The organism is Pseudomonas sp. 18.1.10, from assembly GCF_024655625.1.
GTDB lineage: Bacteria > Pseudomonadota > Gammaproteobacteria > Pseudomonadales > Pseudomonadaceae > Aquipseudomonas.
This window is the reverse complement of sequence record NZ_JANLGL010000085.1, coordinates 1-12,531: the sequence shown is the minus strand read 5'-3', so window position 1 is coordinate 12,531 and position 12,531 is coordinate 1. Positions and strand designations below refer to the sequence as shown.

Below are 12,531 nucleotides of genomic sequence, written 5' to 3'. Positions count from 1 at the left end.
CCAAAAATATCGGCCACACTGAAGATCAAACTGTGGGAGCTGGCTTGCCTGCGATGGCGGTGGACCAGACAACACTTCAGCGACTGATTCACCGCATTCGCGAGCAAGCCCGCTCCCACATTGACCGCGTACTGCCTGCCGCTTATTCAGCAGTGGATGGTTTTTCCCACAGGTTGATCCCGCCTTCCTGGGCAAACCGGTCGATCTCCGCCAGCTCTTCCGCACTGAAATGCAGGTTCTTCAACGCCCCAACGTTCTCGATGATCTGCTCCGGCCGGCTCGCACCAATCAGCGCGCTGGTCACCCGTGGGTCGCGCAGCGTCCACGCCAAGGCCAATTGCGCCAAACTCTGGCCACGGCGCTGGGCGATTTCGTTCAGTGCACGCACGTGAGCGATGTTGGCTTCGGACAAGTGCTTGGCCTGCAAAGAACCACCACCCGGGCGGTTGACCCGCGCATCGGCCGGGACGCCGTTGAGGTATTTGTCGGTCAGCAAACCCTGGGCCAATGCCGTGAACGCAATCACCCCGGCACCGAGTTCTTCGGTGGTGTCCAGCAGGTCTTTTTCCACCCAGCGGTTGAGCAGGTTGTAGGCCGGTTGATGGATCAGCAGCGGCACTTTCCACTCTTTGAGCAGGGCGGCGATTTCGCGGGTTTTCACCCCGGAGTAGGACGAGATACCGATGTACAACGCCTTGCCCTGTTGCACGGCGGTGGCGAGGGCGCTGGCGGTTTCTTCCAGTGGGGTGTCGGCGTCAAACCGGTGGGAGTAGAAGATGTCCACGTAGTCGACGCCCAGGCGTTGCAGGCTCTGGTCCAGGCTCGCGAGGATGTATTTGCGCGAGCCGCCGCCCTGGCCGTAAGGGCCGGGCCACATGTCCCAGCCGGCCTTGCTGGAAATAATCAGCTCATCGCGGTAATGCTTGAAATCTTCGCGCAGCAAACGGCCGAAATTGATCTCGGCGCTGCCGTACGGCGGGCCGTAGTTGTTGGCCAGGTCGAAGTGGTTGATACCCAGGTCGAACGCGGTGCGCAGGAGGGCGCGCTGGGTGTCGATCGGGGTGCTGTCGCCAAAGTTGTGCCACAGGCCGAGGGACAGTGCAGGCAGCACCAATCCACTGCGGCCTACGCGGCGATACGGGATAGATTCATAGCGGTTTTCGGCAGCAATGTACGTCATCGAATCCTCTCTGGGCTTAGGGCAAATAAGGCCTGGGAATAACCTTATTCCCAGGCCTTTTAACCAGCTGAATCGCTTAAGTCTGCCCTTCCGTTTTACAGCAATTTCCTACCAGAGTGGAACGACGTAGCTGACATAAAAGCGGTTTTCATCCTGCACGGTCGCGCCGGTAATGTCCGGGCTGGCGTGGGCATTTTTCCAGGTCACGCCGAGGCCTTTGAGGGTGCCGGTGGGCACTTGATAGGCCACCGCGACGTTGCGCTCCCATTCGCTGGTGGTGCCTTGTGCGGTGCGGATGTCATCGCCGTGGGCATAGGCCGCGGAGAAGGTCAGGCCGGGGATGCCGAGCTTGCCCAAGTCATATTTGTACTGCGCCAACCAGGTGCGTTCGCCGGCGTGCTGGAATTTGTTCAACTGCATGTTGGTCAGTGCCGGCGTGTCGGCGCCTGAGCCAGGGCCCTGGCGGTTGTCACCGCTGTTCAGGCCGGAGTCGAGGTAGGGAAAGTCGCTTTCGCCGCTGTTTTTCTGGATGCCCAGGCCGACGGTGTGGCCGTCCAGGCTGTAGCTTTCCAGCAGGCTGGCGGTGGTCTGGTTGATGCGGCCCTTGTTCACACCGTCGTCGTAAAGACCGCTGGCGGCGTAGTCTTTTTCACCGTCGGCGTTACCGCCTACACCCAGGCTGCGGAACACGCGCACGTCGGTGTCCAGCGCGCCCACCGACAAGGCGTCATGCCGCTTGGCGCCCACGAAGAACTGCTGGTAGTAATCCTCAAGGTTCGAATACCACAGGCTCACCGTGGTGTTCTGGATACCGGTGTAGTCGGCGCCGCCGAACAGGAAGCGATCACTCTCCTTGGTGCCGCCCGCCGTAATCATGCCCTGGTCGCCGGTTTCGTTGCGGATCTTGGTCTTGAAGATATCGCCACCGGTGAAGGTGAAATCGCTGAGGTCCTTGGACACCAGCTGCACACCGGTATTGGTCTGCTGGTACAGGCGCCCATCGGTGTTGGCCAGCACCGGGTTGTTGCCGTACAGCGTGCCCACGCGCAGCTCGTCCTTGGCGAAGCGCATCTTGAACGTCGGGCTGAGTACGCCGAACTGGTCGGCGGATTTGCCGTTGTCCAGCGGGAACATGCTGCCGGGGTAGCGGCTCTGGTGATCCTTGTCGTTGAGGTCGCCACCGGAATCCAGCTTCAACCCGTAGAACGCCTGCAAGTCGAGGCCGAAACCCACCGGCCCTGCGGTGTAGCCGGACTTGAAGTTGAACTCGAACCCCTGGCCCCAATCGCGAATGCTGTGGGCCTTGGCGTTGCTGTTCACCACATCACGCCCCTGCTGGTTGAGATAGCGATTGAGCAGGGTCACGTCGGCGTGGCTGTCATCGATAAAATCGGCATGGGCGGACAGCATAAAGCTCGCCATGGCGGCACCCACCATAGGGCTCAATAACGTCTTCATTGGTACCGGTCTCCGTCACTGTTCTGAAATGAAAGCGTCAAACGCTTCACACAATTAGGCGGTGGACAGATGACAGTTGCGCGTCAAAACCGGCGTGCGACGGATGAAATTAAATTTAAGAAAGCCCTGTAGATCAGGGCTTTGCGAGGTTTTTTGTGGGAGCTGGGTTATGTGGGAGCGGGCTTGCTCGCGAAGGCGGTGTATCAGTCACACATGCATCGACTGACACGACGCTTTCGCGAGCAAGCCCGCTCCCACACAAGCCCGCTTCCACAAAAAAAGCAGATTTCACATGCCAGCTATCAGCGCACCAAATGCAGGAACTGCAAATGCCGCTCGTACTGATCGAGGATGTCGTTGATGATCTGCTCCTTGGTGTAACCCACCAAGTCATAGTCCTGGCTGCCCTCGGCCAAGTGCACTTCCGCCCGGTAGTAGCGGCGGTTGTTGAGCTCCTTGGAACCCATGCCGCCACGGGCAAACGACGGCGTGAAGTAGCCGCGCATCTGCACCTGGTAGATGAACGGATGTTCCTCGCCGTGGCCGATTTCCAGGCTGACGCTGTCGTTGGCCGGATCGGGCTGCGTCGTCACATTCAAGCCTTTCTCGACAAACACCGCCGTCACTTCTTCAATCGCCGGGCGCACCGTCGATTCAAGGAAACGGTATACCTCATCCCGCGACGGGAAGTGCACCGCCTGGCTCAAGCGCTGGCGCCAACCGCCACGGCCCCTGCGCGACGCCGAGACCGGCGCCAGCGAATGCAGCTGCGCAATCTGCTTCTGGGATTCGAGGTAGAACGCCTTGTGCAGCCCCCACATCATCAACAGCAGGATCAGCGAGAACGGCAACGAGGTCAGCACCACTGCGGACTTCAGCGAGTCGATGCTGCCGGCAAACAGCAGCGCGCTGGTGACCAGCCCGGTCATCACGCCCCAGAACACCCGCAGCCATTTCGGCCCGTCTTCGTCGGCATTGCCGCCCTTGGACGACAGCGTGGACAGCACCACGGTGCCGGAGTCGGCCGAGGTGACGAAGAACACGAAGCTGATAAACACCGTGACCGCGATCACGGTCTTGCTCCACGGGTAGGTTTCCAGCAGCAGGTAGAGGCTCATCGACGGGTTGTCGATGGCCGACTGACCGAGCGCCGCCATGCCGTGGTTGAGCACCTGGTCGATGGCGCTGTTGCCGAAAATCGACATCCACGCCAGGGTGAAACCCAGCGGGATCAGCAGCACGCCAAACACGAATTCGCGGATGGTACGGCCACGGGAAATACGCGCGATAAACAGGCCCACGAACGGCGACCATGCGATCCACCAGGCCCAGTAGAACACCGTCCAACCGCCCAGCCAGTCGCTGGGCTTGTCGTAGGCGTACACGTCGAAACTCTTGGTCGGCAAGGCGCCCAGGTAGTCGCCGAGGTTCTGGATCAGGGTGTTGAGCAAATGCTGGGTAGGCCCGGCAAACAACACAAACAGCAGCAGCGCGCAGGCCAGCAGCATGTTGATGTCGGACATGACCCGCACGCCCTTGTCGACGCCGGCCACCGCGACAATGATCGCCGCGCCCATCATCAACGTAATCAGGCCGACCTGGATCCACTGCGTATGGGCAATGCCAAACAAGTAGTCCAGGCCCGAGTTGAGGTGCAGCACCCCAAAGCCCATGTCGGCGCCCAGGCCGAACACCGTGGCGATGATGCCGAAGCCATCCACCGCGTAACCGATGGGGCCGTTGATGCGCTTGCCGATCAGCGGGTACAGCGCCGAACGCAACGCCAGCGGCAGGTTATGCCGGTAGGCGAAATACGCCAGGGCCATGCCGACAAAGGCGAACACGCCCCAGCCGTGCAGGCCCCAGTGCAGGAACAGGATCTGCATGGCCTGGCGCGCGGCGTCGGCGTTCATCGGCGCGCCTTGGGGCGGTTGCACCAGGTGCGTCAGCGGCTCGGACACGCAGAAGAAAAACAGCGTGATGCTGATCCCGGCGGCGAACAGCATGCCGGCCCAGGACAGGTAACTGAATTCGGGCTCGTCGTGGTCGGCACCGAGTTTTATCTTGCCGTAGCCCGATAACGCGGTGACCACCACGAAGACCAGATACAGGGTCATCGCCAACATGTAGTACCAGCCGACCGTGTTGGCCGCCCAGTTTTGCGCGGCCAGCAGCCAGGCACCGGCCTGTTGTGGGATCGCGATGACAATCAAGCCGAACAGCAGGATGAAGGTGGCGGCGAAGTAGAAGACCGGCGCATTCATGCGCACCAGGCCGCTGGGTGGGGTGGACGATGCACTCATGAACGATGCACCCCGAAGGTGAGGGATGTGGCTGTAAAAAACGGACTCAGCAAAGGTAAGCCTCCTGTTGTGAGCGGGCAGCGAACCACCGGGTTTAACTTGAACGAGCATTCAAGTTAAACATGGATAGGCGGTTCGGGACTAATCCCAGGGCTGAGCGGTAGACAATTCCAACACTAGCTCAAGGATGGGTATGACGGTTGGCGCTGGCAAAACGTTCAGTACAGACTTTTCGGATTGTTCGTACAACGCCGCGCTATATGTGCGGTTTTTCGATGGCCGGGCTCAACACAATCGCAGGACCCAGGCTCCTTCTAAAGGTCATCGCGCCATGTCTGAAACACCCCTTCATTTCGACTTCATCCAGCAACGGCTGCCTCACTGGTTACCCGGTACCTCGCCACAACGCCTCAAGGCGTTGGCGCAGCACGCCCCCGATATCGCCGAGCTGCATCGCTACGCGCCCGCCACCGCCCGGCGCCGGGCGTTCAAACAGGCACTCGGCAACCATTGGGCCAGCCAGAATGCGCTGGACACGCCGCTCGCCACGCTCAACGACCTCCGGGCATTCGCCGAGCCGTTGCTGAAGAACGCCCTGCGCGATTACGGCAACATCGATGTACTGCGCACCTCGATCCGCCTGTATGCCCCCGCCAAGTTGGCTTGGTGGGCATTCAATGTGCAGCCCGGCGTCACCACCCGCACGACCACCCTGCTGGAAGCCGCCCTGCATAATTTTTCCGCCGCTGAAACATTCGCCGACTACGCGTTCCTGGCGCCGCCGGATGCGCGAGGACAGCGCGAGATACTGTCCTTCGTCCACGCGGTAACCGGCCAACCGTTGACCGCCGAAACCTTCAAGACCCTGTGCCGCAATCTGGACATCGGTGCGCGTTACCAACAACACCTGCGGGCCGTACTCGGCATCGACAACGCCGCGGTCGCCGTCGCCCTGCGATACGCCCTCATCGCCAACCTGAAGGCCGGCCTGAACAGCGCCGCACAGATGGCCCTGGCCAGAAAGGATATCGCCGAAGACAGTCACGCCCTCATCCACACCCTGCTGCAAAGGGAAGGCCCGCTGCAATGGGCCGGGCAACCCGTAGACCTCTACACCCTGGACCTGCTGGGCACACGGTTGACCGGTATCCTGGTCATTGCCCCGATTACGCTGGACGCAACCACCAACCGGATACTGGTGTACATCCCCGAAGACCCGCACCACCCGTTGAAGGAATACCCGTCCGCGCATGCATTCATCAACGAACTGACCGGCCAATTGCGTGACCGCACGCCGCCAACGGGCGCGACACGCCCCAGCTACCAACAGTTCTTCAGCCAGTTCGTGGCCCACAACGCGCGTGGCCGTTTCTTCTACCAGCTCAACGCGCTGCTCTCTACCGTGCGCTGGCATGCCAGGGGCCCCGGGGACAGCCGCCCCAACTGGCGCCCAGACCCCGTGGAGGCACCCAACCTGCAATTTCGTACCCAGGCCATGCGCGACGACACGCAAAACCGTATCAACGACCCCAACCAGAACAACCTCTGGCACTACCTTTACCGGGCCAAGCTCAACCAGCTGCTCAATGACGCCCAGGAAATCGCCATCGCCACCGACTACGCCGACCGCATGGCGCGCTGGGCCTGGTGGGACAACCTGGAAAAAATGCTCACGGACATTTTCAACGCCGCGCTGCTGGTGGCCACGCCCTTTGTCCCCGTGCTGGGGGAGTTGATGCTGGCCTACAGCGCCTACCAGATGCTCGACGATGTGTTCGAAGGCATCGTCGACTGGGCCGAAGGTTTGCAACGCGAAGCTTGGGAGCACGTGCTGTCGGTCGCCGACAATGTGTTGCAACTCGCCCTGTTCCACGCCGGCGGCGGTATCGGCGAGATCGCCAAGGTGAAATTGTCACCGTTTGTCGAACAGCTGAAACCGGTGCAGACCCGCCTCGGCGAGGCCCGCTTGTGGAACCCTGACCTGACGCCTTACCAACAGATCCATCTGCGCCTGCCCAGCAAGCATGTGGCGCAGGAAAACGGCCTGCACCACCACCAGGGCAAGCAGATCGCCAAGCTCGAAAACCAGCGCTATGAAGTCCGCCACGACCCGGCCACCCAAGCGTTCCATCTCGCCCACCCCAAGCGTGCCAACGCCTATCGGCCAACCGTGGCGCTCAACGGCAGCGGCGCGTGTGTGATTGAAGGCGAACAACCGCGAACCTGGAACAACACCCGCCTGCTACGGCGCCTGGGGCCGCAGACACACGGCCTGACGGCCGGCGAACTGGAACAGGTACGGCTAATCAGCGGTGTGGACTTCGGCACATTGCGCCACATGTACCTCAACAACGAACCGACCCCGCCCTTGCTGGCCGACACACTCAAGCGCTTCAACAGCGACAAGCAGATCAGCAACACGGTGGACACGCTGCGTGCTGGCCAACCGTTGGACCCGGCAGCCGATTGGTTCGAGCAAATGATTACCGAACTGGCCGGCTGGCCCCGCGACAAGGCCCTGCTGGTGTATCCGCGCAGCGATTTGAGCGGCGAGCCCCGTCGCTACGGCAACGCCACGGCACACGGCGCGGATACGTTGAGCCTGAGCATCCATGAGGTGATGTCGGGCCGGCTGGCGGAAAAAGTCGTGGCGTTCCTGGATGAACAACAACTGGCCCGGCTGCTGGGCAAGCAACTGCCTGAAGAGGCGCGCGTGCAGGCACTGCGTGAACACCTGGCGGCGTATGTGGAACAACAAAGCGACACCCTCGCGCACAACGTCTACGCACGACAAGAGAGCAACAACGACCCCAATATCCAGTTGCTGCGCAACCACTACCCCGACTTGCCCCTGAGCCTCGCCCAGCACCTGGTGCGCCATACCCGGCGCCGTCACCTGCGCGTGATGAACGCAGAACAACGCCTGCCGCTGGACGTAAAGAACCAGGCCCGCGAGCTGGATTTCGAAGCCGCCAGCTCACGCATGTTCGAGCAGATTTTTTACGCCAAGACGCCGTCGGCGCACACCGAAAACCTGGCCCTCAATACCCTCAGGATCTACTCCGACAGCCTGGCAAACCTGCGCATCCAGGTACGCGAACGCACCTACTGGGGCGAGCTGCGCACCCAGGTCGGCGCCGAGGACGCCGCGCACGTGCGCATCCTGGTGCGCAACCGCAAAGGCCTGTACCGGGTGTTCGCCCCCCAGGGAGACCTGATCCATGGCGCCACGGACTTCTACAGCGCCCTGTTCCAGGCATTGCCCGCCGAAAAACCGTTCGCCGACGGCGACAAGCTGCGCGCCTGGCTGAGCGAAAAAACCGCCGCCCCCGCCGCGCGCCGCTTGACCCTGAGCGGGCCGCCGATTCCCGCGCGCGCGCCAACCGAGACACTGACGCTGCTGGGCGGCGGCAACAGCAGCAGCCTGCGCGGGGTCGAGGTCACGCCCGTGACATTGCGTGGACGCATCAAGCATTGGCTGCCGCAAATGTCCGCGCAAGGCGTGAAGCACTTTGCACTCCGTGCCGAAACGCCAGAAGGGTTGGCTCAGTTGGAGCAGGTAGAGCGAGAAGGCAAAACGCTTGAGCGCGCGCTGGACGCTTATGTGAACGCGCCCACCCCGTGGCCTGCACACAGTCGCCTGGAAGCCGTCACACAAAACGTCAGGCGCCGGCTGGCGCGCAAACTCAAAGCCGCCTGGCGTGACAGCTACACCAAACTGCACGACAAGTATGGCCCTACCGACAAAAACGTCATCCTGGACCTGAGTGAAGTGGAGTGGTCCCACGAACTGCCCACCCTGCCCATCGACATGACGCACGTCACCCACCTGTACATGAACGACTGCGCCTTCACCTCGCAGCACAACGCGTTCCTTCAACGCTTTCCCAACCTGAAGGAGCTCGACCTCTCCGATAACCATCTGGACGCACTGCCCGAGCCGATTGCCACGATGCGCCAGCTCCGGGCGATCAATCTGAGCGGCAATCAGATTGTCCTGGATGACACCGCCGTGGACCGTCTGCGGCAACTGTCGCGGCTGCGCCTGATCTACCTGGCAGACAACCCGCTGGGCCGAGCGCCAGACATCAGCAGGATGCCCGAGCTGGACGAAATCGACCTGTCCCGCACCGGGATCAACGAATGGCCGGTCGGGCTGTTTGCGCAGGAGCGCGGCGTGCTGTTTCACCTGCACCTGACAGGCAACCCCATCAGCACGATTCCAGACGTCGCGCTGCGCTCCGACGAGGCCTTCATTCTGGTGTACACACGACTGGATCGCGCCACCTTGAGCGCACAGGCCCGCGACCTTTGGGATGAACATAAAATCGCGTTCGGCATGGACCCGTATCGCACCTACCCGCCCAAGGGCGAATCCGACTTCTGGGTGGCCGACCTGGACGATGACCACCGCAAGCGCTTCGTGACCTTATGGGATGAACTGGAAGAGGAGCACGGCTCACAGGGCTTTTTCGAAGTCATCAAGAAACTCGAGCCCCCGGAATTCTTCGAAGACCCGGCCGATGAACTGCGCTATGAACGCAACCGCCAGATCTTGACCTCCCAGGTGCGCTACATGCTGTCGAGCATGCACAACGACGCACCCTTGCGTCAGCTGTTGTTCCGGCTGTCCAGTTTCCCTGGCCTGTGCCCCGATGCCGGCAGCCAGATCTTCACCGAAATGGGCATCCAGGTCACGGCTCACCAGGCGCAGCTCTACAGCCGCACACCGGCCGAGCGCGAGGACCAGCTCGTTCAGCTCGCCAGGGGCGCCGCGCACCTCAAACTGCTGAACGATGTGGTGCGCGCCGACATCGCCGACCGCCTCAAGCCTATCGACCAGGGCGGCCGGGGCTTGCGGCTGACCAGCCACGTCGTCAATGGCCAACCCGGCAGTGTGGACGAAGTGGGCGTCTACCTGGCTTACCAGACGCGGCTATCGAACCGCCTCGCACTGCCGTGGGTCAGCGACAACATGGTCTATCGCGACACCGCCAATGTGCCGAAAGCCGCCATTGCCCAGGCCTACACGGCGGTAAAAACCTTGAGCGAAGGCGACGGCCTGGTCAACCAGATGCTGCTGGAGCCGTACTGGGAAGCTTTCCTCAAGGAACGCTACGCCCAGGACTACCAGGCCAATGAGGACAGCAACGATCAACAGTTCCTGCTGCTCGACCAACTGCACAGCGAGCAGCAAGCCTATGCCCAGGCGTCTGACCCAACGCAGAAAGCGCAACAGCTTGCGTCCCTCAAAAGCCTGGTGGAACAGTTGCAGATCGAGGATCGCGTGGCGCCAGACCAGGTCATGTCCGAAGCGTTGTACGACCAGATCTACAATGACCTGGCCGAACGCCGCAAGGAATGGCTGCGCGAACAGACCCGTCTTTCACTCGCCCGACTTGAGGCCTGAGCCCCTCACTTTTGCGCGCCGTCGTCATGTTGCAGGTTGGCCTGGGTGATGTTCGCCCCGGCCGGCACGCTGCGCGTCAGCCACACGTTGCCGCCGATGGTCGAACCCTGGCCGATGGTGATGCGGCCGAGGATCGTCGCCCCGGCGTAGATCACCACGTCATCCTCGACAATCGGGTGGCGTGGATGGCCTTTTTGCAACTGCCCGTCTTCATCCGCCGGGAAGCGTTTGGCGCCCAGGGTCACGGCCTGGTAGATGCGCACGCGCTCGCCGATGATCGCGGTTTCGCCAATCACCACGCCGGTGCCGTGGTCGATAAAGAAACTCGGGCCGATCTGCGCACCGGGATGGATATCGATGCCGGTGGCCGAGTGGGCGATCTCCGCACTGATGCGTGCCAACAGCGGCAACCCGGCGCGGTACAGGTGATGCGCCAGGCGATGGTGAATCACCGCGAGGATGCCGGGGTAGCACAGCAGCACTTCGTCCACGCTGCGCGCGGCCGGGTCACCGTGGTAGGCGGCCAGCACGTCGGTGTCCAACAGGCTGCGCAGGGACGGCAAGGCCAGGGCAAAGTCCTGGATCAGGCGGATGGCGTGGGCGTCGACCGCACTGTCATCCTGGCCGCTCTGGCGGGCGGCGTAGCGCAGTTCCAGGCGGGCCTGGGCCAGCAGGGCATTGAGCGCAACATCGAGGGTATGGCCGACGTAGAAGTCTTCACTTTCCTCGCGCAAATCCACCGGCCCCAGGCGCATGGGGAACAATGCACCGCACAGCGACTCAAGGATCTGCGCCACCGCTTCGCGCGACGGCAACTCGCGCCCGCCATGCTCGCCGCTCAGGCGGCCATTGCGCGTTCGCCACTGGTCCCGGGCGCCGCGCAACTGGCTGACGATGGTCTGTAGTTGCCAATGGCTGGAACGCTCACTCACGGTATTCACTCCTGACGTAATGGCCATCACTTTACGGTATGCAGGCGGGCCGCCCTTAAGAACCAATGGTGTGATGCTAAGAACCATCGGGCATAAGCAGATTGGCGGTTGCCCGATGAAAAGTGCCTGCCTATAGTCGCCCCATCACTTAGCCACCGTGCGTAGCCATGATTAAACAACAGCTCGACCGCTTTAACCGTCTGGAACTGCTGGGGGGCGCCACCGCCCTGGAAAAACTTGAACGGCTATCGGCCTGGCTGGGCCGGGACATCTACGTCAAGCGCGACGACACCACGCCCCTGGCGATGGGCGGCAACAAGCTGCGCAAACTCGAATACCTGGCCGCCGATGCAATCGCCCAAGGCGCCGACACCCTGGTGACCGCCGGCGCGATCCAGTCCAACCACGTGCGCCAGACCGCCGCGCTGGCCGCCAAGCTTGGCCTGGGCTGCGTTGCCCTGCTGGAAAACCCCACCGGCACCGAAGACCCCAACTACCTGGGCAACGGCAACCGCCTGCTGCTGGACTTGTTCGACGCCAAGGTCGAACTGGTCGAGAACCTCGACAACGCCGACGACCAACTCCACGCCCTCGCCGAACGCCTGCGCAGCAACGGCAAGAAGCCCTACCTGGTGCCCATCGGCGGCTCCAACGCCCTCGGCGCCCTCGGTTACGTGCGGGCCGGCCTGGAGCTGGCCGCGCAGATCGAAGACAGCGGGATTGAATTTGCCGCCGTGGTCCTCGCTTCCGGCAGCGCCGGCACCCACAGCGGCCTGGCGCTGGCGTTGAGCGAAGTGCTGCCGGATTTGCCGGTGATTGGCGTCACCGTGTCGCGCACCGACGAAGCCCAGCGCCCGAAAGTCGAAGGCTTGGCCGAACGCACTGCCGAGTTGCTCGGTGTGGCGATTCCCGAGGCGTTCAAGGTGATCCTCTGGGACGAGTACTTCGGCCCGCGTTACGGCGAGCCGAATGCCGGCACCCTGGCGGCGATCAAGCTGCTGGCCAGCCAGGAAGGCCTGCTGCTGGACCCGGTCTACACTGGCAAGGCCATGGCCGGTTTGCTGGACGGCATCGGCCGCCAGCGGTTTGAGGATGGGCCGATTATTTTCCTGCATACCGGTGGGGCGCCGGCGTTGTTTGCCTATGGCGCCGCCTTCAACTGAAGGAACAGTGATCAAAATGTGGGAGAGGGCTTGTGTGGGAGCGGGCTTGCTCGCGAAGACGGAGTGTCAGTCACCAGATGTATTG

General features: G+C 62.3%; 6 protein-coding genes. 2 read left to right on the top strand and 4 right to left on the bottom strand.

From position 1 onward, the window contains the following. Positions 1–142: 142 nt before the first annotated feature. The 3 genes from mgrA to betT all read right to left on the bottom strand — a co-directional run bounded on the left by mgrA (position 143) and on the right by betT (position 4,902). Complete coding sequence (gene mgrA, locus NUV89_RS15985; protein ID WP_257782082.1) at positions 143–1,180, bottom strand: L-glyceraldehyde 3-phosphate reductase; 1,038 nt, start codon at positions 1,178–1,180, stop codon at positions 143–145. A gap of 108 nt (positions 1,181–1,288) precedes the next feature. Beyond that, a complete protein-coding gene (locus NUV89_RS15980; protein WP_257782091.1) occupies positions 1,289–2,617 on the bottom strand; it encodes an OprD family porin in 1,329 nt (442 codons plus the stop codon). A 323-nt stretch (positions 2,618–2,940) separates the two neighbouring features. Further along, the gene (gene betT / locus NUV89_RS15975) at positions 2,941–4,902 is read right to left on the bottom strand and encodes a choline transporter BetT (RefSeq protein ID WP_257782090.1); all 1,962 of its coding nucleotides are present in this window, start codon (positions 4,900–4,902) and stop codon (positions 2,941–2,943) included. Positions 4,903–5,272: 370 nt separating this feature from the next. Here betT and NUV89_RS15970 point away from each other — a divergent pair, with 370 nt between their 5' ends. After that, positions 5,273–10,351: a dermonecrotic toxin domain-containing protein gene (locus NUV89_RS15970; RefSeq protein ID WP_257782081.1), complete on the top strand. Its 5,079-nt coding sequence runs from the start codon at positions 5,273–5,275 to the stop codon at positions 10,349–10,351. 5 nt (positions 10,352–10,356) lie between these two features. Here the strand turns inward: NUV89_RS15970 and epsC are convergent, their stop codons facing one another. Continuing rightward, on the bottom strand, positions 10,357–11,283 hold the full coding sequence (epsC, locus tag NUV89_RS15965; RefSeq protein ID WP_257782080.1) for a serine O-acetyltransferase EpsC: 927 nt from the start codon (positions 11,281–11,283) through the stop codon (positions 10,357–10,359). Positions 11,284–11,450: 167 nt separating this feature from the next. On the opposite strand from epsC, the gene NUV89_RS15960 reads away from it, so the two are divergent. Further along, the gene (locus NUV89_RS15960) at positions 11,451–12,446 is read left to right on the top strand and encodes a D-cysteine desulfhydrase (protein ID WP_257782079.1); all 996 of its coding nucleotides are present in this window, start codon (positions 11,451–11,453) and stop codon (positions 12,444–12,446) included. Positions 12,447–12,531 lie beyond the last annotated feature (85 nt).